The sequence below is a fragment of the Actinomyces urinae genome, assembly GCF_900119695.1.
In the GTDB taxonomy this organism is placed as follows: domain Bacteria; phylum Actinomycetota; class Actinomycetes; order Actinomycetales; family Actinomycetaceae; genus Gleimia; species Gleimia urinae.
On sequence record NZ_LT632547.1, the window covers coordinates 352,739 to 375,846 of the forward strand.

Consider the following 23,108-nt stretch of genomic DNA (forward strand, 5'->3'; position numbering starts at 1 on the left):
CTCACGCGAAAGCGTGACGCCCATCTGCTTTTTACTCAATGGGGACCCCACTGTTTTAGTGAGCGCCACTTTGGCCGGTTGGATGAGTAAAAACCCGGGTGGGTAAGCAACTTCGAAATCTAGAAAAATGCATTCATCCCCTTTTAGAGCGCTCGGACATTACCGGGTACTCCCCCAGCTAACGGGCTGGAAAACACTCGTAATCGCTTTTGCGGCCAGAGCCCCCTACGCCATGCTTCCTCTGGGTGTCATGACCGCAGTCACGGCCAGCACTGGATCCGTTGCACAAGGCGGCGCTGCCACCGCAACCACCTCAATCGCAACCGCAATTGCGGGGCCTCTGATCGGTAAATGGGCTGACCGCAGAGGCCAGTTTTTGCCGCTACGATTGCTCACTCCGATTAACGCCGTAGCGCTACTACTCCTATTTCTTGCGGTGCAGACCGCTACCGCTGGGCTTCCCCTGTTTCTTGCCTGCGTAGCAGTAGGATTCACCTCTCTTCCCATAGGATCGTTCACGCGATCTCGGTGGATCCACCAGACCAACACGCCACAAGAACTCAGTGCCGCCCTATCGTATGAATCCATGGCGGATGAGCTCGTATTCGTACTTGGCCCCGCCCTCGTTGGCATTGCCGCTACAGCCGCGTTCGAGTCTGCACCGCTATTCCTCGCATTCCTTCTGGTTGCAACCGCCGGCATCGCATTCGCTCTCCTCGCTCCAAAAACCAAGCCATCCACCCATACCGCAGCCAAGCAAGGTCCCGGCGTTGGCAGAGTGATCCTAGCCGTAACTCCCGCCATCATTGCCATGACCGGTATTGGAATGCTGTTTGGCACCACTCAAGCCGCAACCACAGTGAGGTCCGAACTGCTGGGGCACCAAGGGATCGCCGGCCTCGTATATGCAGCAATGGGCGTTGGCTCAGCCGTTATGGCCATATTGACCGTTGCTATCCCTGAACGCATCAACTTGCCCACTCGCCTGCTCATAGGTGGCCTGGGCATTGCGGCATCAATGAGTCTGGTGGCGCTCGCGGGCGGCTTAATATCGACGGCATTTCTGCTAACCCTTGCAGGCTTCTTTATCGGCCCGTCGATGGTTACCGCGTTCACCTTGGCGGAATCACTTGCTCCCCGAGGGGGCATAGCAATAGCGATGACTTCAATGCAATCATCAGTAGTAATTGGCGTTTCTATCGGGTCTAGTCTAGGTGGCATCATCGCGCAAAACTTCCATGACAAACCGACATTCTTAGCTTCGGCTGGAGCGGGGATGCTGGTTGCGTTGGTAGGCTTTATCCTAAACATTCGTCAGCTGTCCAAAAGAGGGTAAACTGGGGCCATCATGGCAAAAAGAGAAAACGAATCCCGCGCACCTGTTGCGGAGAGTAAACCGAAAAAGCGCCGGTGGTATCACAACATCTACGACGCTTACAAGATCACCAAACGCACGTTCCCGTGGGTTGGATGGCTCATACTCGGCGCCACCGTTGGCGTGATTGGCCTATTCGTAGCCTTAGGCATCTGGACGAAGATGAATATTTATATTCTCATCTTCTTTGCCGCTACGCTCGTCGCCTTCATACCAATGATTATCCTTGCAGCACTAGTGAAGAAGGCGATGTACCGGCAGGTCTCCGGTACTGTTGGCTCCGTTTATGCGGTGCTCTCACAGATTCGCAGAGGTTGGATAGTTACGCAAGAGCCAATCGCTGCCAACCGAAACCAAGACATCGTTTGGCGCTTGGTTGGACGGCCCGGCGTTGTCCTCATTACTGAAGGGCCAAACGGGCGTGTTCGCGACCTCGTCGAGCGCGAGCGTAAGCTGGCTCAAAGGGTTGTAACCAACGTTCCGGTGCATGTAATTCACGTAGGCGAGGGCGATAACCAGGTGAAGCTCGAGAAGCTTGAGGCAGAACTGCGCAAGCTCCCCAAATCGCTACACCGCAAGGAAGTTCCCGAGGTCGCTAACCGCATCCAAGCCGTCTCGTCTATCGCCAAGCAAGGCGGCGTGCCCCACGGTGTAGATCCTACTAAGGTAAAAATGTCTCGACGTGCACTGCGCGGAAAGTAGTCAATTTTCCTATAACTGAATATTTCTTATCTGCCGTCGAGGTTCTCGGCGGCAGATTTCATTCCCGATACGTATTACAAGTCACATCTCAATAAACATTCACCAGTTTGCATAATCATTCATCAATGGCGATACTTATACACGTTGATAGTTTCACCTTTAGGAGTTTCGCCGTGAAGACACAAAAGATGCTCAGCATGGTTGCAGTAGCCACACTTGCTACTCTTTCCCTGGCAGCCTGCTCTGACCCAGACCAGCCCAGTGAAGAAGCGACCGCGCCTTCTGATTCGGTTGCCAAGTTCTACGACATCGACTCGATTGAAACCCAGGCTGATATTGCCGCCCTAGTGCCCGAGGAAATCAAGGCTCGTGGCGAGCTCCGCAATGGCGCTTCAACCGACTACGCGCCCGCCGAGTTTCGCGACACCGACGGCCAAACTCCCATCGGTTACGATATTGAACTCGTCAAGGCACTAGCCAAAGTAATGGGGCTATCGGAAGGAACCACTACCCACGCTGAGTTCGCAACCATCATCCCCGCGCTGGGCACCAAGTTCGATATTGGGGCCTCGTCCTTCACCATCACGCCCGAGCGCATGGAGCAGGTCAATATGGTCTCTTTCGTTGAAGTGGGATCCTCCTACGCCGTGAAGACCGGCAATCCGTCTGGATTTGATCCAAGCAACCCGTGTGGCAAGACCATCGGCCTTCAAACCGGCACCTACCAGCAAACCCTCATAACCGACCTGTCCGCCGAGTGCGAGGCGAAGGGCGAAGCCGCTATCAAGATCATGCCTCACGACCTCAACACCGATAATGTGACGAAGCTGGTGGGCGGTCAATACGATGCGGTGCTGTCAGACTCAACGGTCACCGGTTGGGCAATCGAATCGACGAACGGCCAGCTTGAGCAGATAGGCGAAGTAATCGAGTCTGAGCCGCAAGGCATTGTCATCAACAAGGACGACGCCGCTCTTACCGAAGCCGTGCAGAAGGCACTGCAATATCTCATGGACAATGGCATTCTTGAGGACATCTTGAACCTCTACGGAGCGGGCGACGCGGCGCTTTCTAAGGCCGAGGTAAACCCGGGTAAGTAATCCATGGAGAACGTAAACCTAATCCACCCCCGGCCGGTACCCCGGCCGGGGCGCTGGCTATCCGCAGCAGTAGTAGCCGTCCTCGCCGCAATGGCGATCAACTCCCTGGTAACAAACCCCAACTTCCAGTGGCCCGTTGTTGGACAATGGCTCTTTTCTAACACGATCATGACGGGCGTGTTCTACACGCTGATCCTCACCATCATCTCCATGACGGTTGGCACCATCCTGGCGATCACCATGGCAATCATGCGCCAATCACCAAACCCCATCCTGCGTTACGTCGCGTGGTTCTACATCTGGTTCTTCCGCGGCACCCCAATCTACACGCAGCTGATCTTCTGGTCACTGCTTCCCACGCTCTACCCGCGCCTATCACTAGGTATTCCTTTTGGCCCGGAGTTTGTCTCATTTGAAACCGCCACCGTATTCACCGCGTTTTGGATGGCCATCGTAGGCCTCTCTCTGAACGAGGGTGCCTACCTGGCAGAAATCATCCGCTCTGGCCTTAACGCTGTGGACAAGGGACAGTGGGAGGCAGCCACTGCACTCGGCATGAAACGCGGCCAAATCCTGCGCCGCATCATCTTGCCGCAAACCATGCGGGTAATCATTCCGCCAATTGGCAATGAAACTATCTCCATGCTGAAAACCACCTCTTTGGTGGCGGCTATCCCGTTCACGCTCGAACTCACCTGGGCTGCGCGCGACAAGGGCATTCAGCTATTCGCCCCGGTTCCACTGCTCGTAGCGGCCGCCATTTGGTACCTGTTCATCACCTCCGTCCTCATGATCGGACAGATGTATCTGGAGCGTTACTTCGGCAGAGGCTTCGACGAGCAAGCTAGCAAGAACACAAAAGGGAAGCCAACCAAGCAAGATCTCATTGGCAGTGCAAAAACCACGCAGAACAACCCATTTATGGACGTGACACCATGACAGCAATGATTGAGATCAAAGACGTACACAAGTTTTTTGGCGACCTCCACGTGCTTAAAGGCGTCGACATGAACGTGGCCAAGGGCGAAGTGTGTGTGCTTCTCGGCCCCTCGGGGTCCGGCAAATCAACTCTTCTTCGCTGCATCAACGGGCTGGAGAAGATCTCCGCTGGTCGCGTCTACCTTGAAGGTGAGCTCATGGGCATGCGCGAGGTGGAGCGTCGCGGCAAAATCGAACTCCACGAGCTACGCGAGAAGCAGGTGACCGCGCAACGTTCACGCATTGGCATGGTGTTCCAACGCTTCAACCTGTTCCCGCACATGACTGCCCTCGAAAACGTCATCGAAGGCCCCGTGCAGGTTCAGCGCGTGTCGAAAGAGCAGGCGAAAGCTGAAGCTCTGGAGCTACTTGCGCGCGTTGGCCTCGCCGATCGCACGGACCACTACCCTGCCGAGCTCTCCGGAGGGCAACAGCAACGAGTAGCCATTGCTCGGGCTCTCGCGATGAAACCTGAACTCATGCTGTTCGATGAGCCCACTTCCGCCCTAGACCCAGAACTTGTGGGCGAAGTTTTGGAAGTTATGAAAGACCTCGCAAAAGACGGCATGACGATGGTGGTTGTCACCCACGAAATTGGCTTCGCCAAAGAGGTAGCAGACCACCTCGTGTTCATGGATGACGGCAAGATCGTTGAAGAAGGCGATGCTCGCACCATCATCGAAAACCCGCAGCACCCCAGGGCGCAAGAGTTCTTTGGCAAAGTCCTCTAAGATCCTCGATCTGATACAACACAACCCGGTGGCTTTTTTACGCGCCACCGGGTTGTGTTGTTTAGTTGGATCGGAGCCCTGATTCCTTTGGAACCACCGGGCCGCCGGTCAACTCATAGGAATCCAACGGTCTATCGGACCAGGTCACTGCCTGCCACGAGGATCTATCCTGCATCCAGTTTTGGCCCTTGCCCTTCCACTCCAACACGGTGGTTGCAGCGTTTTCCATGGGATAGCGGGCCACGAGCTCGCGGTTGTAGTCCCCCGACAGCGTCGCAGAGATCACGCGAATAATCGCGCCGTGAGCTACCAAAACCACCGTCGCCTCGGATCCGAGCTCCTCTTGTGCAACGCTCAGTGCCTCGGTGATTACCGAACCAAAACGCGCCTGCGTCTGCCAACCGTCCTCACCGCCGGGCATCTGCCAATCAAGGTCTCCATCGATCCACGCGAGCACCGCACTCAAGTAGGTGCGAATATCTTCACCCTTGGTGGACATCTCGATGTCGCCTGCAATCACCTCTCGGATCCCCTCACGCACCAGCGGGGTCAGCCCGTACTTTTTTGCAAGCGGAGCCGCGGTTTGCAAAGTCCGGTTCAGCGGCGAAACGTAAATCACCGACGGTTTTGAACCCACGAGTTGCTCAAAATTATCCGCCAGCTCCTCAGCTTGCGCCGCGCCCACCTCGTCAAGATCAGCACCGGGCATCGCGGTATCTAGAGCATGCGAAATATTGGAAGGAGTCTGGCCATGACGGACCAAAACGAGACGCAATTATCCTCCTAAAAGATAACTCTCTTCTTAAGAACTAGCTTTCTTTACCCGTGAAACCGGTAGAGATCGCACTCAGCGCCGCTGTCAGCTCGGTAGGTACAACCCACACCTTCGAGCCCTCGCCCTTCGAAAGCTCTGGAAGCATCTCCAAATACTTGTACGCAAGTAGCTTCGGATCAGCATCACCACGGTGAATAGCTTCAAACACCTGCTGGATAGCACGGGCCTCACCCTCAGCTTCAAGCACGCGAGCCTGCGCGAAACCCTGCGCACGAAGGATCTCCGACTCCTTTTCTCCCTCGGCTTTCAAAATCTGCGACTGGCGTACACCCTCCGCAGTCAAAATAGCGGCACGCTTATCACGCTCCGCGCGAAGCTGCTGCTCCATTGCCTGCTGGATCGAGGGCGGCGGGTCAATCGCCTTCAGCTCAACGCGATTAACTCGAATGCCCCACTTACCGGTAGCTTCGTCCAGAACACCACGCAGACGCGAGTTAATGTCATCGCGGGAAGTTAGCGTCTGTTCGAGGTCCAGCGAACCAATCACGTTACGAAGCGTTGTAACCGTGAGCTGTTCGATGGCGGAAATATAGTTCGCTATCTCATACGTTGCACTGCGCGGATCCGTTACCTGGTAGTAGATGACCGAGTCGATTGAAACAACAACGTTATCCGCAGTGATCACGGGCTGGGGTGGAAACGAAGTTACCTGCTCGCGCAAATCAACCTGTGAAGCAATGCGATCGATGAACGGAACAATCAGATGTAGGCCCGCGTACATCTCCGTGTGGAAACGTCCGAGGCGCTCAACTACAAGTGCACGCGACTGCGGGACAATGCGGATTGCTCGCACGACAATCACGACAACCAGCAGTAGCAAAACTATAGCTACATAAGGCATGGGTGCCTCCTAAAATCAGGATTTCAAATCTACAACGGCAGTAGCGCCATCGATTTGCGTGACGATGACGCTTGTACCTACGGGGATTTCCCCGCCACTCGTGCGCGCTGACCAGACTTCACCGTCCAGGCGGATTCTGCCATCGTGGCGATCAACAGGCTCCAGCACTGTCGCGGTTTGCCCCACCAGAGCGCGAACATTGGTTTGAATATTTGGAGTGTGGCGCGCCAGGAATGACTTGGCCCATGGGCGCACCAACAAAAGAAGCATGACGGCCACCACACTAAATGCAACCAGCTGCCCCACCAGACCGAAACCGGCATAGGAAATCAGGCCCGCAGCAACTGCCGCAAAAGCCAAATTTATGAAAATAAAATCGACAGTTAGAACCTCGACCACGCCAAGACCAAGCGCGATAACAAGCCACCAAGCAAGGGTCATTTACAATCCTTAACTATCTAGTAATCCGCCCTGGCGCTCCACCGACCATCGGTCGAAGATACCTTTAGCGGCAATCCGAACGCCGACGACAGGGCGTCATCAACCAAGACCTCTTCAAGCGGACCAGCCGCAACAATCGAACCCGCGTTCATGAGCGCTGCGTGCGTGAAGCACCGCGGAATCTCTTCAACGTGATGGGTTACCAAGATCATGGCGGGGCCGTTCTTATCTTTGCCGATCTCCTCCAACGCCATCACCAGCAACTCACGGGCACCAAGATCTAGGCCCGCCGTTGGCTCATCGAGAATAAGAACCTCCGGATCTGCCATTAACGCGCGGCAAATCAATACGCGTTGGCGTTCCCCCTCGGAAAGAGTGCTGAATCGCCTCTCTGCCAGATAGCCCACTCCCATGATGTGAAGTAAATCCGAAGCACGGCTCAGGTCCTGTTCCTCATACTCTTCTCTACCGCGGAAAATCTTGCCGTAAAGCGCGGAGAGCAACAGATCCATTACGGCGAGCCTGCTATCCACAAGGTGTTCTTCCCCCGAGCTCGCCATCCCCACGATCGTGCGAAGATCCTTCAGATCCACGCGGCCGAGCCGGTAGTCAAGGACCTTCGCAGTATGCTGCGAATCTGGCGAAATGGAAGGGAATACTCGACCGGTAAGTAGATTCACAAGCGTCGTTTTGCCAGCGCCGTTAGGGCCCAGAATCACCCAGTTTTCACCGGCATTCACCGTCCACGAAACATCCTTCAAAATCGGATTGTTATCGCGACGCACTTCGACATTCTGCAAATCTACAACGTGTTCCATGTAATGAATCTTACCTTGCAACGGTTCCGAGCGCGGTATGAGATTGCCCGGACTGATAGAGCGTTCAGTCCGGGCAAAAGGGCTTAGAAACTAACCTCGCAAAATCTTCTTGTACAACTCAACGGTGCGTTCACCGATGGTTGTCCAAGCAAACTGTTCCTCTGCGCGGCGCCTACCGGCCTGCCCCATGTTTGCGGCCAGCTCCGGGTTTTCCAGTAGCTTGGTTAGCCGCTCAGCCAGATCAGCGTGGAATTGCTTCGGATTAAGCGGGGTTCCCGTACCGTCCTGCTTTTGCTCTATCGGCACGAGATATCCCGTTTCACCATCAACAATCACGTCTGGAATACCTCCGGTAGCGGTACCCACCACGGGGAGGTTCACAGCCATGGCCTCCAGGTTCACAATGCCAAGCGGCTCATAAATCGAGGGAGTCACAAAAACTGTTGCTGCATCGAGAATCGCTACAAGTTCAGCGCGCGGGAGCATATCCGTAATGAAGAAAACTCGATCGCGCTCCGCCCGTAGTTCATCTACCAGACCGGTGACCTCATTCATGATTTCCGGAGTGTCAGGCGCTCCAGCGCAGAGCACAATCTGTGCATCCTTAGGAATGTCGCGTAGTGCACGAAGCAGGTGCGGAAGACCCTTCTGCCTCGTAATACGGCCCACGAATACCACGGTAGGAATTGACGGATCAATGCCCAGGCGCTCAAGCGTCTGGCGAGCCGCCTCCTTTTCTTCATCCGTCTTCGGTTTTGCCCACTCGTCTAAATCAATGCCGTTGTGAATTACGTGCACGCGATCGGGGTCAATGTTCGGGTAAGACCTCAAAATATCTGCTCGCATACCGTTTGAAACCGCAATGATGCCATCCGCAGCTTCGTACGCGGTCTTTTCTGCCCAGGATGACAGGTTGTATCCGCCGCCAAGTTGCTCTGCCTTCCACGGACGGAGCGGCTCGAGCGAGTGCGCTGAGATCACGTGCGGGACTTCGTGCAAGAGTTTACCGAGGTGACCGCCAAGATTGGCATACCACGTATGCGAATGCACCACATCAGTACCCTCCACGCCGCTGGCCATTTGAAGGTCCACGCCAAACGTTCGAAGAGCGCTGTTCGCGCCTTCTAACTCGGGAAGGTAGCTGTAGCCGGTAACGCCGTCCTCACCACCAGGCTCACCGGGAGTGCGCGGACCGTCAAAGGTGTGGACACGCAAATCCACCATCGGTCTTAACACCCGGGCTAGCTCATTCACGTGAACACCAGCACCACCGTAGATATTTGGCGGATACTCGCGGGTAAGCAAATCAACGCGCATATTAACCATCCCTTAGATTTAACGAAACGAGTGAACAACATTCGCTATCTCCACAATATCGAAGCGAATGTGCTGACGAGAGCGGTTCGTCACGGATACCCTTAAGACATGGCTAAACACGTACTTGCAATTGTTCTTGCTGGCGGCGCAGGCAGCAGACTTCGCCCCCTCACCGACGACCGCGCAAAGCCGGCCGTACCTTTTGGTGGACATTTCCGCCTCATTGACTTCGCACTGTCGAATATTGTGAACTCCGGTTACTTGCGGATTGTGGTTCTAACTCAGTACAAGTCTCACTCTTTGGACCGTCACATAACCAAAACGTGGCGCATGTCCACTCTTCTGGGCAACTACGTGGCGCCGGTCCCCGCCCAGCAGAGACGTGGCGAGCACTGGTACCAAGGATCGGCTGACGCCATCTACCAGTCCCTCAACACCATCGAAGATGAACGCCCCGATTACGTAGTAATCGTTGGTGCGGACAATATTTACCGCATGGATTTCTCGCAGATGGTGGATCACCATATTGCCTCTGGCCTGCCGTGCACCGTTGCTGGTATTCGCCAGCCGCTAGAGCTCTCCCCCTCTTTTGGTGTAATCAAATCCGAGAATGGTCGCGTAACCGAGTTCCTGGAAAAGCCCGAGACCACCGAGGGACTACCGGATGATCCGAACAGCTTCCTCGCATCCATGGGCAACTACGTGTTCACCACAGAAGAGCTAGTAAAAGCGTTGCGCGAGGATGCACAAAACCCCGACTCCAACCACGATATGGGCGGCGACCTTGTGCCCTGGTTCGTAGAAAATGGTGGTTGCGGCGTTTATGACTTCATTGACAACGTGGTTCCCGGATCCACCGAACGCGACGCCGACTACTGGCGTGACGTTGGTACCCTCGACGCGTTCTACGACGCGAACATGGACCTAATCTCGGTTCACCCGATCTTCAATCTGTACAACCTCGATTGGCCAACGCTTACGCAAATTCCGGGACACCTTCCCCCGGCCAAGTTTGTGTACTCCGAGACCAGCCGCCTCGGACACGCCCTCGACTCGTTCATTTCGCCGGGCGTAATCATCTCAGGCGGCGAGGTTGTTCACTCGATCCTCTCCCCCGGCGTATACGTACACTCGTGGGCGAGAATCCTTGACTCCGTGGTGATGGATGGATGCCGCATCGGTCGCAACGCTATCGTTTCGAAAGCCATCTTGGATAAGAACGTGATAGTTGAAGATGGAGCCGAGGTAGGCGTTGACCTGGACTACGACCGCGAACGCGGCCTAACGGTTACAGAGTCTGGTATCACCGTGGTACCAAAGGGTTATGTGATCAAGAAGAAGGCATAAGAGTAAAGGTGGTGGAGAGCGAAACGCTCTCCACCACCTTTTTGATATGCGGGCTTTCTGGAGGTTGCCGCCGCCTGTGTGCGGATGGTGCTTTCAGATAGGCACGGCTACTTTTTACGCTGGTCCCACTTTTGTTGCTGGCGGTCCATGAAATTCGATTTTGATTTCACGGAGTCGCCCGTTGACGCGTCGCCCGCTTCAGTGGGAATGGCAATCATAAGTACGCCTACGAGCATCAAGGCAAAGCCGGCAACACCCAGCAAAACGGCTAGCCACGTGGGCCCAACCGAGATGCCTACCAACGGAAGGATCAATCCAACCACGGCTAAAACTATGCCCGTAGCAACTCGGCGAGGAGAATACGTTTTACGTACTCGAATAGCCTTAGGCGCTGATTGCGAAGACATGGTCGATGCGAGATCTGGATCTTGGATGCGAAGCTCGCGTTCCATTTGCTCGAGGATCTGACGTTCCTGGTCTGAAAGTGCCATTTTTCACCTCCGTGTCATCGCTAAAACGATCAACTCTGATTGTCTAGTTCAATACTAAAGTGTGACCGCGGCATTTACTAACTGAAGTTGCGTGCAGCGATTGATTCACGGTTCGGTTTTAGTGCCGTCGGTATCATTTCCGCGCGGTCGTTTTTCAATCAGAGTGGCAGGGCGCAGCGCATCAATTCCGAATTTCGCTTTAACCGCATCCATGGTTCGCTCAGCTGTTCTGGCTCGGCCGTCATCATCTAGCGTGATCGCAACTCCCTGCGCCCTCTCCTGCAGGTTTTCGGTACGTACTCCGATCAGGCGCACACCTCCATTTGGTACTCCGTATGCGCGAAACAGGTTACGCGCCGCCCTCGCTATGTCCATGCCTACATCTGTTGGACTCGATAAAGTTTGGGACCGCGTGGCCGTGTGGAAGTCAGCTGCGCGCACCTTGATAGCTACAGTCCACGCAACCATTTTGGCCGCCCGCAAACGTCGTGCATTGTCGTGAGATTGTTCGAGGAGAACCTGCTCTAAAATCTCAGGATCTGAAATATCTTCCCCAAACGTCGTTTCTGTACCAATCGACTTCTCTGGGCGGTGCACGTGCACCTTGCGTGGATCGATCCCCCACGCGAGGTCGTGTAGCCGTCTCGATGAAGCCACGCCGAGAAGCCTATCCAAACGGGTCAAAGAGTAATTCGCAAGATCAGCCACCGTGTCTATGCCGTTTTTGGAAAGCACCTGCTGGGTTCGTCCTCCAACACCCCACAGGGCGCCGACAGGTAGTTCATGCAAGAAGTCGACCGTTCGATCCTGCGGAATGAGTAAGACACCATCCGGCTTTGCATGACTCGACGCAATTTTTGCCACCGACTTATTAGTCGCAATACCTACGGAAGCCACCAGGCCAATCTCACCTCGCACGCGCTCGCGGATAAGCTGCGCGATTCTTGTTGGGCTTCCCAACCGCCGCACGGACCCCGAGACATCGAGGAATGCCTCGTCAATACTTATCTGCTCCACAGCCGGAGTGATGGAACGCAAAATCTCCATAACTCGAGTCGAATACTGCGAATACACTTCCCTGCGGCCGGAGACCACAACCGCGCTGGGAGCCCTGCGGCGCGCCTGCGCCATCGGCATTCCCGCATGCACCCCAAGAGCGCGAACATCGTACGTTGCGGAAGTAACTACGCCGCGATTACCCCGACCTCCCACGATGAGTGGCTTTCCCCGTAAACCGGGATCTTCCAACACCTCCACCAACGCGAAGAAAGAATCCATATCGACATGCAAAATGTTGCAACCGGTATCGTCACTACCCCAATCCCGCTTCGCAGCGGCGGAACGTGGCGCCTTCGACATGGCCCTCCCTCAAAATGTTGTAACGTCTACAGCATGGCGAAAAAACGCGGCGTTCAAAACCATGCGGCCGAAAAGTTCACCCTCAAGAATGGACTGACTTTCGATGCTGGCGGCACCGAAGTTGAAATCGTTGTCGACCAACAGCTCGCAACCGTCTACCTAGACACCTACGAATCTTCTTCTATCAACCTACTCGATCCCACGCTGCTTGAGTTCGAATACATGCAGCAAATGACCGCCGCCATCGAAGCGTTCGTGCCCGGTCGCCCTCTTGAAGCCCTCCACCTGGGAGGCGCCGCGTGCGCCCTTCCGCTCGCCTGGCATCACCTGCGGCCCGGCTCAAAACAAACCGTGGTGGAGCTAAACGGGCAACTTACGACCGCCATGCGCGAGCTTTTTGACCTGCCGCGCGCCCCGCACCTCAAAATTCGCGAGGGCGAAGCCTTTCAAGAACTGCGAGCCATGCGCCCCGAACGCTTCGACGTCCTAGTGCGCGACGTTTTCACCGGCGCGCAGACCCCCACGCCTCTACGCACCCTAGAGTTCTATCAAAAGGCCTACGAGGTGCTTCGGCCCGGCGGCCTCCTTCTTGTCAACTGCGTGCACGGGGGCAGTGGAGATGATGCGCGCAACGACCTATCAGCGGCGCTCGCAGTTTTCAACCAGGTCTCTACCATTACCGAAGGACGCATCTTCACCGGAGGCAGGCGCGGAAACGTAGTCATCGTTGCCTATAAGCCCGCAGGCACGGATGAGGACGTTAACTTGAAATGGAGCGAACTGCAGCGCCTCATCCGCCGCCTTCCCCTTACCCCGCGCTACTTCAGTAAGAACGACAGCGCGCACTGGGCGCGCAGCGCGCCCATACTAAAGTTGCGGTAGATCACCGCCCTACCGCAACCGTCAAAAATAAGCATTCGCGTTTCGCGCGCAAGCTACAGACCGCGAGAACTACGCTTCTTTCTCCCATGGCTTCGGGGTGCGATGCCGCGGTTTTGGAACCGACGGATCTTCCTCTACCTGCACGGGCGCATCAATGTTGTCGGTGCGTGCCAAGAACTGTTCGATCGCGGCTGCCAACGCATCCGTATCAACCACCTGGTCAGAATCCGTGACCGAATCGCCAGCTCCAAACACAAAATCAGACGGAGTCGGGAAACTGGCGATCTTCTTCACCGAGTCGTCAATCTCCTCGTCATACTGCTGCTCTAGCTGACCAACCAAACCCACTACTTCCTCGTTTTCCACCACGAGATTAGTGAGCTGGTCATTCACTAGCTGTGTACTGGCCTCAATGTTGCCTGTAGGTAGCGTGAGACCGAACACTGATGACATGCGTTCGAGCAAAGCAAGGGAGGCTTGCGGATACTCCATGTTCGCCATGTAGTAGGGCACAGCTGCGAGGAACGACACGCCCTCGATTCCCTCTTGCGACAAAGAATGCTGTAAGAACGTGTTTACCGAAGACCGGAACTGCACCGGTCCGCCCGCAAGTTTTGGCTGCCCTCCAATCAAGTCAGCATCCGTGGACTGCAGGTGCACCATGGTTGGGCGGGTGTGTGGCACCGCCGCCGGCATGCCCGTTAGCGAGACCAGAATCTCCACACCGGCCTCGCGCGCAAACTCTGCGACCTCATCTGCAAACGCCTGCCACTTCGTGTCCGGCTCCGGTCCGTGCATCAACAAAATGGGGGTTCCCTTGTCATCTTGCACAAGGTCTATAGCAATCTGGGGCACGTCCACTCCAGTAACGTGCCAATTATCTATAGTCACCGTCGGACGGCTCGAGCGGTAATCCAGCAAGCTATCCGCATCAAACGTGGCAACGCGCGTAACCGGCAAAGACGCAAGCATCTGTGAAACCACCAGACCACCGGCATCTCCAGCATCCGTTGCGCCAACAAGGTGGCTGAGCAAAATCGGAGCATGGAAATTTACATCCTGCTCAAAATTCAGCAACTCAAAATCCCTATCACCCAACATTGCCCTCCTTCCTTCTTGGCATCCCTACACCTAAGCCTAGCAACTGCCACTAAAATTCGTTTCCTTAAACTACTAACGCGTTTCGTACGCTATTATTCCCCGGCAGCCGACACACGAGTTTAGCTAAACGCATAAATGACCAAGCCCACGCTCCAAGAAAGGGAATTAAGTCGAAAATGCCTCCAAATTGAGTGATAATTATCTAACGCCCAAATCAGCACCAGGTAAGGACCTCCCGTTGCAATCTGATGCCTTGAACGAGGAACTGCGCAAAGAACAAGACTTCGTAGACACCGCCTACGGAGTTCTCGACGAACTGCGCATACGCTACCGCGAACACCAGCGCACTGCAGAAGCCTCGAAATGGCGTAACACACCACAAGCCCTTACCGAACGCGACGCATTTGCCGCGCACTGGGGAGACGAAGCCAGCCGCCTCGAATCCATCGTAGACGGCCTCGTTTTTGGACGCATCGACGACACCGATGATTCCACTCGCTACATCGGCCGCATCGGACTACGCGACCAAGGCGGAGACCAGATTCTTATCGACTGGCGAGCCCCGGCATCACGTCCCTTCTATCAAGCCACCGGAGCCAACCCGCAGGGCGTGGTACGCCGCCGTCACATCCGCACCCGTGGCCGCACCGTGATAGGCGTCGAAGATGAACTGTTGAACACCGATTCCAAAACCGATGGGAAGCTTGTTTTCCAAGGCGAAGGCGCCCTCATGCAGGCGCTATCTGAAGCGCGAGATGGGCAAATGTCCGACATTGTGTCCACCATTCAGGCCGAGCAAGACGCCATCATTAGGCGAGGATCGGACGGCTTGCTCGTGATCCAAGGCGGCCCGGGCACAGGTAAAACCGCCGTCGCACTACACCGTGCCGCCTACCTGCTCTACGCCGAGCGCGCCCGTCTAGAAAGCTCCGGCGTGCTCATCGTAGGCCCATCCAACATATTCTTGCGTTACATAGACCAGGTACTGCCCTCTCTTGGCGAAAATGGAGTTGTCTCCACCACTATCGGACGGCTCCTGCCCGGTTATTCCGCGAGCGCTCACGAATCTGCCCAAGCGCGTGAGATAAAGGGACGCATGGCGTGGGTGGACATAGCAAAACGCGCGGTGCGCAGCTTTGAGCGCGTCCCCAACGACACTCCGCTTAATATTGCTTCCTACCGCGTGACCCTGCGATCCGAAACAGTTAAAGCCGCCCGTGCATCCGCCCGTCGATCAGGCAAACCCCACAACCAGGCGTGGGAGGGGTTTGCACTCGAACTCATGGATGATCTTGCTCGCCAAATGAACGAGCAGGTGGGCGCGAGCGAACACCTCTCGTGGTATCACGACTACATCCGCGGATCCAAGGATGCGCGCCGAGCAATCAACCTTGCCTGGCTACCCGTCTCCGCCCTTCAAGTACTAGAAAAACTGTACGCAAACGGGGCTTTCCTTGAACAGATGGCACCGGAGTTGACCGAAAGTGAGCGAGCTGCGATTCACCGCCTTCGAGGATCAGCGCTAACCGAAAGCGATATTCCCATCCTCGACGAGCTAGAAGAATTGCTTGGAGCTTTGCCGTCGGCATCCGCGAGCGCGCACGCCCGAGAACAGGCGCGCAAGAGAGAAATCGATGCGGCAGGTGAAGCCATCGCCGCCATGGGCCTTGGCCACGGGATGGTGTCTGCGTCCATGCTTGCCGAACGTGCAGCTGACCAAGGCTCCGACCTGACGCTCAGCCAACGTGCCCTACGTGACCGTACGTGGGCCTACGGCCATGTGATCGTCGACGAAGCTCAAGAGCTAAGCCCGCTAGCATGGAACTCACTACTGCGTCGATGCCCCTCGCGCTCGTTTACCGTGACCGGAGACCTCGACCAGCGATCCTCCAGCGACCGCGCACGGTCATGGAGTGACGTCCTCGGCCCCGCCATGCGCGCGTACCAGGGCGAAGAGATCCTCACAGTGTCATATCGCACACCGGCCGCAATCCTCGACCGTGCGAATGCGCTAATGGATGAGCTCGGCACGCCCGCACACTATCCCCTCGTGGCTGCAAGAGACGTGGATGGCGCGTACGCGAGAACAATGACGGATGGTAGCGTCCAAGAACTGCAAGCCATCGTCACGGCCGAGGACGAAGCCCTGAGCGAACGGGTGGGCGCTGGAAACGGTCGTCTTGCAGTCATTGCCTCCCCTACCAGTATTCTCCACCTGCGCGAGACCTGCGGATGGGGCTCAAGCCTGGACGAGCGCATCTGCCTAATCACCCCGGTCGAGGCCAAAGGCCTGGAGTTCGACACCGTGATCCTGTGGGAACCCAACGAGATCATCACCGATTCCCCCGGAGACATATACGTGGCCCTCACGCGCCCAACCTACCGGTTGCACGCAGCCTCGTCCTCGCCACTTCCAAACGCACTCGCATAACGTCCATCTTTCGGCACTTTCTGTCAACCAGATTCTTAAAGTGTCAAGATAGGAACATGAGACGCGCACTTCTACTTGAAAACCCACATTCGGTGGCCAAAGAGATTCTTGCGGCCCACGACATTGAAGCTGTTTTTCACACCGGAGCCATGGATGAGGACGAATTAACATCCGCGCTCAAAGACTTTGAAATCTTGGGCATCCGCTCCAAAACCAACGTCACTGAAAAGGTGCTAAAAGCAAACCCGCAGCTTTGCACAATCGGCGCGTTTTGTATTGGCACCAACCAAATCGACGTGAAACAAGCGTCTGCGCAGGGCGTCACCATTTTCAACGCGCCTTATTCCAACACACGATCGGTAGTTGAGCTAGCCATCGCTGAAATCATTGCCCTCACGCGCCGACTAACCGTTCGCAACTCCCTACTTCACAAGGGAGTTTGGGATAAGTCAGCCGCGGGTTCCCACGAGATTCGCGGCCGCACACTCGGCATTATTGGCTATGGAAACATCGGCACGCAGCTTTCGGTACTTGCTGAGGCTCTGGGCATGAAAGTCATTTTCTACGACATCGCAGAAAGGCTTGCCCTGGGTAACGCCCAACCAATGGCCACTATGGAGGCAGTGCTTCGCGAAGCCGATATTGTCTCGCTTCATGTGGATGGATCGCCGCAAAACACCGCTATGTTTGGAAAACGCGAATTCGACATGATGAAGCCAGGATCCCTATTCATCAACCTGTCGCGTGGATTCGTATCCGATATTGACGACTTGGTAGAGGCCCTGGAAAGCGGCCACCTTGCTGGAGCTGCAGTGGACGTATTCCCCGCTGAGCCCAAGAAGAACGGCGACCCATTTTCTAGCCCACTCGTTGGCATGGACAATGTAATCCTCACGCCGCACGTGGGTGGATCCACAGAAGAGGCGCAGCTTGACATCGGCCGCTTTGTTGCCAACAAGATCGTGGACTACGTGAGGTCTGCGTCCACTGACATGTCGGTAAACATGCCGAACCTCGTCCTGTCCCCCTCACAGTCTTCCCGCTACCGCGTTGCGCTCATTCATCGCAATACGCCGGGCGTGCTTGCCCTGGTGAACCAAACATTTGCGGAGCACGGCGCGAACATCAACGGCCAGATTCTTGGTACCAACGCGGGCATCGGTTACGCGATCACGGACATTTCTTCCGAACTTCCAATCGAAGCTGTTCGATCTATCGACGAAATGGACGACACGATCCGCATGCGCGTACTGCGGAGGCCAACGCAAGACGTAGCACCTGCGACAAACGCCTAACAGGATAACCAGCGGGGCGGGATTATTCTCCCGCTCCGCTATTCTTTTGCTCGTTTCAACTCAAGCTAAACCCAAAGTTACGGTAACGTAAGTAGAGACAGTATTGGCAAGGAAGTTGAGCAATCATGAATCTGACTGAACAGCTACGCAAACAGTATCCGGCAGGCGTCGCCTACACTGTACCCGAAGCGACCCAAACTTTGCCCGAAGTACTGTTTGCCACGGCAAAGCGATACCCGAACCGGATCGCCCTCGACTTCCTCGGCGCCACAATGACCTATGCACAACTGGCTCGCAAGGTGCGCCAGGCCGCACGAGTATTCACCCGCAGCGGAGTGCGACGCAAAGACCGCGTAGGCATCACCCTTCCGAACTGCCCACAACACGTCATCGCAGTATTTGGCGCCCTCACCATCGGCGCGATTGTTGTGGAGACCAACCCGCTTGCCCCAAAGGCGGAGCTCTCTCGCCAACTTCGCGACGCCGGATGCGACGTGTTGGTGATTTGGGAGAATTCGCTCAAATCCATCGACATCGAAAGTGTTGCTCCCCATCACGTATTCACCGTTGACCTAACTAAGGCACTACCACTTGGTCCACGCATGCTCATCAACATGCCGATCGCTGCCGCCAAGCGCAAGAAAGCGCAGATGAGCGCCAAGACACCAAGCTGGGCCAAAGATTTCGACGCTACAGTTAACAATGTTGTTCCGCTCCGTTCAGCTCCTGTAGCTCAGATTGACGACGTCGCTGTGCTCATGCATACCGGAGGCACAACGGGCGTACCGAAAGCCTCAATGCTCACGCAACGCTCGATCGTTTCCAACATGTTGCAATCGCGAGCGTGGGTCACTCCCCTGCACGACGGTTCCGAAGTGTTCTACGTTATCCTCCCCCTATTCCACGCCTACGGATTTACCATTGCGATGTGCTGTGGAATACTACTTGGCGCGACCCTTGCACTCTTCCCCAAATTTGACGTGGATATGGTTTTAGACGCCCAAAGGCGCCTTCCTTGTACGTTCTTTGTTGGCGTTGCACCCATGTTTTCAAGGCTTCTTGCCAAAGCAGAAGAAACGAATGCTGACCTAAATTCCATCCAATTCACGCTCTCTGGAGCCATGCCCTTATCGAAGGAACTTGCAGCGCAGTGGGAGCGGGCCACCGGTGGCTACATGATTGAGGGTTACGGAATGACCGAATCGTCCCCCGTAGCCGTAGGCTCCCCACTCTCTTCAGCGCGCCGTCCTGGCACACTAGGCTTGCCTTTCCCCTCGACGCAGGTGCGAATCGCAGACCAAGACAATCTCGACGCCGACGTTGCTGAAGGCGAAATTGGCGAGCTACTCATCCGCGGTCCGCAAGTGTTCAAAGGTTACTGGAACAACCCAGAAGAAACCGAAACTGCTTTCCATAACGGTTGGCTACGCACCGGGGACCTGGTCCGCGTTGAAGACGGCTTCATTGTCATGTCCGATCGCAAAAAAGAACTCATTATTTCCGGCGGCTTCAACGTATTCCCATCCCAAGTAGAAGATGCGGTGCGGGCAATGCCAGGCGTTGACGACGTTGCCGTTGTGGGATTGCCAGAAGCTCAACGCGGCGAGGAAGTAGTTGCCGCGCTCATTCTTGAAGCCGGCGCCACCGTCACGCTCGACGACGTGCGCAAATGGGCAGAAAAATCACTAGCGCATTACGCGCTCCCCCGTCGCATCGTAGTAATGAGCGAGCTACCCCGCTCGCAAATCGGCAAGGTCATGCGTCGCAAAGTTCGCGAATACCTTGAAGAAGCTGGAGGAAGGCTCGACTTCTCCAGCCAAGATCTAGTTGGACAACTACGGGAGGGGGCCGCCGTTGCTTCAACGGAGCTGAAGGCCCTCTCAGAACGGTTGGAGTCGCAAACTAAGGAAGCTACCGATCGCCTTCGCGAACGCGTTGAAAACCTGGCTTCTTCATCCACTGATGAGCCTCAGCAAGAAGCAGAGGGCGAAACCCAGGAAACAAAGCGAGACTAAGAACAAATGTTGCTGGCGGTCTAGCCATCCACCAGCAACATAAAGAAGTAGCAAATACCAGATCCGTTGAGCTAAGACGAGGACGTATTCCCTACTTGCCTTCAGCGCGAAGAGAATCAATGGCTTCCTGGAAGTCATCCAGGGACTGATACCCCGAGTAGACCGACGCGAAACGCAGGTATGCAACAACATCCAACTCCCGCAAGAACGGCAGGATCGCCTTGCCGACCTCCGATGCCTTAACCGTGGCTCGACCCGATTCGCGAAGTTGCTCCTCAACCCTTTGCGCAAGAAGAGCAAGCGCGTCACTATCTACAGGGCGCCCCTGGCAAGCCTTGCGAACCCCGACTATAACCTTTTCCCTAGAAAAAGGCTCAACTACACCAGAGCGCTTTTCCACCAGAAAGCTAGAAGTTTCAAGAGTTGAGAATCGGTGTTTGCACTGCTGGCATTCACGGCGTCTGCGGATCGAAGCACCGTCCTCTGAGACGCGAGTATCAACCACTCGAGTGTCGTCATGGTGACACAGCGGGCAGTGCATAGGCGTATTCCTATCAGCTAGACCAGTAGAACTATTTGCCCCTGATCATATAACACGCAGGAGGAACGCTCAGCCGCTCACCTTTGTAGACACGCCAACCCTGCTCACCATCACTTAGTTGGTACCGTTAGCATCTGCCCTGGAACTACCGTGTTTGTGTCAAGATCGTTCAGCATACGAATGTCGGTAACCAAATCTTCAACTGAGCGATCGGAAATACCTAGCTCGCCCGCAATAGACCAAAGCGAATCACCCTGCTGAACCGCAGCGATCCGGGTGTTCGCAGGATCAACCGACGGCTGGAACAGGACGCCAACACCCGCGCCTATTCCTGCGAGCAACGTAGCTACAGCCAAATATGCCGCAGCCTTAATGACACCTACCGAACGAGTATCCGCTAGACCCGTGGCACTTGCCTTGGGGGATCGCATTGCCGCGGGCCTAGCGGAAGATTCAATACCGCCATTAAAAGACTGGACAGATTCTTGAGGAAGATCTGGCACAACGTATAGCTGAGGCCGTTTTGGGGCCTCGGTCCCGAGAATCGGCTCGGGTTGGATCTGCAGTGCGCTCATGTCATCCACCTTCCATTAGAACATCTGTTCGTCGAACACTTGTACGATACCGCAAAGCGGGAGCGATGTCGAGACGCGCTCGAACATATGTTTCAAAATCGTTATTTTTTGTTTAAACTGTCTACAAGTATTCGAACAGGTGGCACGGACATTTATTTTGAACAGGAGAACCATGACTAGCGAAAACAGTCGCAAATCAAGGGCTATTACGGATCGTCAGCGTCAGGTTCTTGAGGTGCTAAAAGAGTCCATAGCTACGCGAGGCTACCCGCCTTCGGTACGCGAAATCGCTGAACTGGTTGGCCTATCCGCCCCCTCATCTGCAAAACACCAGCTAGATTCACTTGAAAAGCTCGGATTGATTCGCCGTACACCCGGACTGCCTCGCGCGATAGAAATCATTACTGAAGAAGACGGCGACGCTACGCCAACGAATGCGGACACCTTGTTCATCCCGATTTCCGAATCAACCGATGGCGACACTACAACCGCTCCCCTGGTTGGACGCATCGCAGCAGGCGCCCCAATCACCGCTGAACAGAGCGTGGACGACATTTTCACTCTGCCGGAACGACTAACCGGACGCGGTGAGCTTTTTGCCCTTGAGGTATCCGGCGACTCGATGGTAGAGGCCGCTATTTGTGACGGCGACTTCGTGGTGGTGCGCAGGCAACCTTCGGCCGAAGATGGCGAAATCGTTGCGGCGATGATCGACGGTGAGGCCACCGTTAAAGTGCTGTCTCACGACAAATCTAATGTTTGGCTGCTACCTCGAAATAAAGACTTTGATCCGATCCCGGGCAACAGCGCCACAATCCTGGGCAAGGTAGTAACAGTCATTCGCGCCATCTAGCCAACAAGTACGGACTACGAAAAGTGGGCGGATCATTTAGATCCGCCCACTTTCATTCGTTATCGCCGCACATGCAGCGCAACATCAAACTAGAGTCCCAAGCTCTTGGCTACCGAACGAAGCTGCTCTGCAGACGCCGTCAGCCCGTCACGCTCCCGAAGCGTTAGTGGCGGCTCGAGGACACGGCCAGCACCATTGCGATCAACCAGCGTTGGGGCAGCCATCACAACATCCGAGATACCGTGCCAATCCTCAAGCAACGAACAGATGGTCAAAACCCTGTTCTCATCGCGCAAGAACGCAGTAGCAATATTCGAAGCAGCAAGACCAATCGCGTAGTTCGTTGCGCCCTTACCCTCGATAATTCGGTACGCGGAGTTAACGACCTCATGGGCGATCTCGTCGCGCAGATCAGCATCAAACAGACTACCGTCCACGGTTGGCCCCCAATGACGAAGAGGCACGTTACCAATCTCCGCAGAGGACCACAGAGCAACCTCGGAATCGCCGTGCTCGCCGGCAACATAAGCGTGGATATTCTTAATCGCCACGCCCGTGCGCCTAGACACCAAGTAGCGAAGCCTAGAAGTATCGAGCACCGTACCCGAACCGAACACGCGATTGCGTGGCAGACCAGAAATCTTCAAAGCCGCGTAAGTCACGATATCCACCGGGTTGGTGATGTACATGTGGTAAGCATCTGGCGCGGCCTCAAGGATTTGCGGAACGATTGTGTGCATGAGGTTAACCGTGGACTCCGCCAAATCAATCCTCGTTTGCCCCGGCTTCTGTTTTGCGCCGGCAGTAACGATCACAAGGTCAGAGCCGCGGATGATCTCAATATCATTCGAGCCCTCAACCGATCCGGCAGGCGTGAACTGAATGCCGTGTGCAATATCCAGCGCCTCGGCTTCCGCTCTTGCCTTATCAATGTCATACAGCACGATATCGCGCGCATCACCACGCATCGCACAAGCGTACGCAACCGCGGTACCCACCGCGCCGGCACCAATAATCGCAATCTTCGAAGGTCGCCCACCACCTGAAGTGGGGTAAAGGGATTCAACCGCTGCGTTCAAG

General features: G+C 55.5%; 22 protein-coding genes. 11 read left to right on the forward strand and 11 right to left on the reverse strand.

The genetic code is table 11. The features are described 5' to 3' along the window. Positions 1–127 precede the first annotated feature (127 nt). From BQ7114_RS02900 to BQ7114_RS02920, 5 genes are all read left to right on the forward strand, one after another. Complete coding sequence (locus BQ7114_RS02900) at positions 128–1,336, forward strand: MFS transporter (protein ID WP_072341717.1); 1,209 nt, start codon at positions 128–130, stop codon at positions 1,334–1,336. A gap of 12 nt (positions 1,337–1,348) precedes the next feature. Beyond that, on the forward strand, positions 1,349–2,077 hold the full coding sequence (locus tag BQ7114_RS02905; RefSeq protein WP_072341720.1) for a DUF4191 domain-containing protein: 729 nt from the start codon (positions 1,349–1,351) through the stop codon (positions 2,075–2,077). A 173-nt stretch (positions 2,078–2,250) separates the two neighbouring features. Beyond that, positions 2,251–3,177 carry an ABC transporter substrate-binding protein gene (locus tag BQ7114_RS02910; RefSeq protein WP_407638946.1) on the forward strand — a complete coding sequence of 309 codons (927 nt, stop codon included), beginning with the start codon at positions 2,251–2,253 and terminating at the stop codon, positions 3,175–3,177. Between the two features lie 3 nt (positions 3,178–3,180). After that, positions 3,181–4,116 (forward strand): amino acid ABC transporter permease, encoded by a 936-nt coding sequence (locus tag BQ7114_RS02915; RefSeq protein ID WP_072341723.1) that lies wholly within the window; start codon positions 3,181–3,183, stop codon positions 4,114–4,116. Then, positions 4,113–4,886, forward strand: a complete 774-nt coding sequence (locus BQ7114_RS02920) for an amino acid ABC transporter ATP-binding protein (protein ID WP_072341726.1) — start codon at positions 4,113–4,115, stop codon at positions 4,884–4,886. Before BQ7114_RS02915 ends, BQ7114_RS02920 begins: the two co-directional genes overlap by 4 nt. A gap of 61 nt (positions 4,887–4,947) precedes the next feature. On the opposite strand, the gene BQ7114_RS02925 is transcribed toward BQ7114_RS02920, so the two are convergent. The 5 genes from BQ7114_RS02925 to glgA form a co-directional block, all read right to left on the reverse strand. Further along, positions 4,948–5,661 (reverse strand): histidine phosphatase family protein, encoded by a 714-nt coding sequence (locus BQ7114_RS02925; protein WP_072341729.1) that lies wholly within the window; start codon positions 5,659–5,661, stop codon positions 4,948–4,950. Positions 5,662–5,695: 34 nt separating this feature from the next. Further along, on the reverse strand, positions 5,696–6,562 hold the full coding sequence (locus BQ7114_RS02930) for an SPFH domain-containing protein (RefSeq protein ID WP_072341731.1): 867 nt from the start codon (positions 6,560–6,562) through the stop codon (positions 5,696–5,698). 15 nt (positions 6,563–6,577) lie between these two features. Continuing rightward, complete coding sequence (locus BQ7114_RS02935) at positions 6,578–7,003, reverse strand: NfeD family protein (RefSeq protein ID WP_072341733.1); 426 nt, start codon at positions 7,001–7,003, stop codon at positions 6,578–6,580. A gap of 17 nt (positions 7,004–7,020) precedes the next feature. Further along, positions 7,021–7,821: an ABC transporter ATP-binding protein gene (locus BQ7114_RS02940; protein WP_072341737.1), complete on the reverse strand. Its 801-nt coding sequence runs from the start codon at positions 7,819–7,821 to the stop codon at positions 7,021–7,023. Between the two features lie 90 nt (positions 7,822–7,911). After that, positions 7,912–9,138, reverse strand: coding sequence for a glycogen synthase (gene glgA / locus BQ7114_RS02945; protein WP_072344694.1), 1,227 nt, complete (start codon positions 9,136–9,138; stop codon positions 7,912–7,914). 108 nt (positions 9,139–9,246) lie between these two features. Between glgA and glgC the strand changes: the two genes are divergently transcribed. After that, positions 9,247–10,485, forward strand: coding sequence for a glucose-1-phosphate adenylyltransferase (gene glgC, locus BQ7114_RS02950; RefSeq protein ID WP_072341742.1), 1,239 nt, complete (start codon positions 9,247–9,249; stop codon positions 10,483–10,485). 107 nt (positions 10,486–10,592) lie between these two features. Here the strand turns inward: glgC and BQ7114_RS02955 are convergent, their stop codons facing one another. Together BQ7114_RS02955 and dinB are read right to left on the reverse strand one after the other, a co-directional pair. Further along, positions 10,593–10,976 carry a DUF3040 domain-containing protein gene (locus BQ7114_RS02955; RefSeq protein ID WP_072341745.1) on the reverse strand — a complete coding sequence of 128 codons (384 nt, stop codon included), beginning with the start codon at positions 10,974–10,976 and terminating at the stop codon, positions 10,593–10,595. Positions 10,977–11,081: 105 nt separating this feature from the next. Continuing rightward, positions 11,082–12,335 (reverse strand): DNA polymerase IV, encoded by a 1,254-nt coding sequence (dinB, locus tag BQ7114_RS02960; RefSeq protein ID WP_072341748.1) that lies wholly within the window; start codon positions 12,333–12,335, stop codon positions 11,082–11,084. A gap of 33 nt (positions 12,336–12,368) precedes the next feature. On the opposite strand from dinB, the gene BQ7114_RS02965 reads away from it, so the two are divergent. Continuing rightward, positions 12,369–13,217, forward strand: a complete 849-nt coding sequence (locus tag BQ7114_RS02965) for a spermidine synthase (RefSeq protein WP_072341752.1) — start codon at positions 12,369–12,371, stop codon at positions 13,215–13,217. Positions 13,218–13,286: 69 nt separating this feature from the next. Here the strand turns inward: BQ7114_RS02965 and BQ7114_RS02970 are convergent, their stop codons facing one another. Continuing rightward, on the reverse strand, positions 13,287–14,318 hold the full coding sequence (locus BQ7114_RS02970) for a proteasome assembly chaperone family protein (protein ID WP_072341757.1): 1,032 nt from the start codon (positions 14,316–14,318) through the stop codon (positions 13,287–13,289). A 238-nt stretch (positions 14,319–14,556) separates the two neighbouring features. Between BQ7114_RS02970 and BQ7114_RS02975 the strand changes: the two genes are divergently transcribed. The 3 genes from BQ7114_RS02975 to BQ7114_RS02985 all read left to right on the forward strand — a co-directional run bounded on the left by BQ7114_RS02975 (position 14,557) and on the right by BQ7114_RS02985 (position 20,059). Continuing rightward, the gene (locus tag BQ7114_RS02975) at positions 14,557–16,749 is read left to right on the forward strand and encodes a HelD family protein (RefSeq protein WP_072341760.1); all 2,193 of its coding nucleotides are present in this window, start codon (positions 14,557–14,559) and stop codon (positions 16,747–16,749) included. Between the two features lie 56 nt (positions 16,750–16,805). Then, positions 16,806–18,044: a phosphoglycerate dehydrogenase gene (gene serA, locus BQ7114_RS02980; RefSeq protein ID WP_072341763.1), complete on the forward strand. Its 1,239-nt coding sequence runs from the start codon at positions 16,806–16,808 to the stop codon at positions 18,042–18,044. A 125-nt stretch (positions 18,045–18,169) separates the two neighbouring features. Further along, a complete protein-coding gene (locus BQ7114_RS02985) occupies positions 18,170–20,059 on the forward strand; it encodes an AMP-binding protein (protein ID WP_072341766.1) in 1,890 nt (629 codons plus the stop codon). A 91-nt stretch (positions 20,060–20,150) separates the two neighbouring features. Here BQ7114_RS02985 and nrdR read toward each other — a convergent pair whose 3' ends face one another. Both nrdR and BQ7114_RS08790 read right to left on the reverse strand, forming a co-directional pair. After that, complete coding sequence (nrdR, locus tag BQ7114_RS02990) at positions 20,151–20,600, reverse strand: transcriptional regulator NrdR (protein WP_070617516.1); 450 nt, start codon at positions 20,598–20,600, stop codon at positions 20,151–20,153. Between the two features lie 110 nt (positions 20,601–20,710). Further along, on the reverse strand, positions 20,711–21,175 hold the full coding sequence (locus BQ7114_RS08790; RefSeq protein WP_083431711.1) for a lytic transglycosylase: 465 nt from the start codon (positions 21,173–21,175) through the stop codon (positions 20,711–20,713). 172 nt (positions 21,176–21,347) lie between these two features. Between BQ7114_RS08790 and lexA the strand changes: the two genes are divergently transcribed. Then, positions 21,348–22,028 carry a transcriptional repressor LexA gene (lexA, locus tag BQ7114_RS03000; RefSeq protein WP_072341769.1) on the forward strand — a complete coding sequence of 227 codons (681 nt, stop codon included), beginning with the start codon at positions 21,348–21,350 and terminating at the stop codon, positions 22,026–22,028. Between the two features lie 89 nt (positions 22,029–22,117). Here the strand turns inward: lexA and BQ7114_RS03005 are convergent, their stop codons facing one another. Further along, complete coding sequence (locus BQ7114_RS03005; RefSeq protein WP_072341772.1) at positions 22,118–23,107, reverse strand: L-lactate dehydrogenase; 990 nt, start codon at positions 23,105–23,107, stop codon at positions 22,118–22,120. Position 23,108: the final 1 nt, after the last annotated feature.

What these genes read in the sequence shown, in the direction of transcription:
- BQ7114_RS02985 (WP_072341766.1), top strand. Translation starts at nt 18,170, where the DNA reads ATGAATCTGACTGAACAGCTACGCAAACAGTATCCGGCAGGCGTCGCC.
- BQ7114_RS02940 (WP_072341737.1), bottom strand. Translation starts at nt 7,821, where the DNA reads ATGGAACACGTTGTAGATTTGCAGAATGTCGAAGTGCGTCGCGATAAC.
- BQ7114_RS02955 (WP_072341745.1), bottom strand. Translation starts at nt 10,976, where the DNA reads ATGGCACTTTCAGACCAGGAACGTCAGATCCTCGAGCAAATGGAACGC.
- glgC (WP_072341742.1), top strand. Translation starts at nt 9,247, where the DNA reads ATGGCTAAACACGTACTTGCAATTGTTCTTGCTGGCGGCGCAGGCAGC.
- BQ7114_RS02930 (WP_072341731.1), bottom strand. Translation starts at nt 6,562, where the DNA reads ATGCCTTATGTAGCTATAGTTTTGCTACTGCTGGTTGTCGTGATTGTC.
- dinB (WP_072341748.1), bottom strand. Translation starts at nt 12,335, where the DNA reads ATGTCGAAGGCGCCACGTTCCGCCGCTGCGAAGCGGGATTGGGGTAGT.
- lexA (WP_072341769.1), top strand. Translation starts at nt 21,348, where the DNA reads ATGACTAGCGAAAACAGTCGCAAATCAAGGGCTATTACGGATCGTCAG.
- BQ7114_RS02935 (WP_072341733.1), bottom strand. Translation starts at nt 7,003, where the DNA reads ATGACCCTTGCTTGGTGGCTTGTTATCGCGCTTGGTCTTGGCGTGGTC.
- serA (WP_072341763.1), top strand. Translation starts at nt 16,806, where the DNA reads ATGAGACGCGCACTTCTACTTGAAAACCCACATTCGGTGGCCAAAGAG.
- glgA (WP_072344694.1), bottom strand. Translation starts at nt 9,138, where the DNA reads ATGCGCGTTGATTTGCTTACCCGCGAGTATCCGCCAAATATCTACGGT.
- BQ7114_RS02920 (WP_072341726.1), top strand. Translation starts at nt 4,113, where the DNA reads ATGACAGCAATGATTGAGATCAAAGACGTACACAAGTTTTTTGGCGAC.
- BQ7114_RS02965 (WP_072341752.1), top strand. Translation starts at nt 12,369, where the DNA reads ATGGCGAAAAAACGCGGCGTTCAAAACCATGCGGCCGAAAAGTTCACC.
- BQ7114_RS02905 (WP_072341720.1), top strand. Translation starts at nt 1,349, where the DNA reads ATGGCAAAAAGAGAAAACGAATCCCGCGCACCTGTTGCGGAGAGTAAA.
- nrdR (WP_070617516.1), bottom strand. Translation starts at nt 20,600, where the DNA reads ATGCACTGCCCGCTGTGTCACCATGACGACACTCGAGTGGTTGATACT.
- BQ7114_RS02970 (WP_072341757.1), bottom strand. Translation starts at nt 14,318, where the DNA reads ATGTTGGGTGATAGGGATTTTGAGTTGCTGAATTTTGAGCAGGATGTA.
- BQ7114_RS02915 (WP_072341723.1), top strand. Translation starts at nt 3,181, where the DNA reads ATGGAGAACGTAAACCTAATCCACCCCCGGCCGGTACCCCGGCCGGGG.
- BQ7114_RS08790 (WP_083431711.1), bottom strand. Translation starts at nt 21,175, where the DNA reads ATGAGCGCACTGCAGATCCAACCCGAGCCGATTCTCGGGACCGAGGCC.
- BQ7114_RS02900 (WP_072341717.1), top strand. Translation starts at nt 128, where the DNA reads ATGCATTCATCCCCTTTTAGAGCGCTCGGACATTACCGGGTACTCCCC.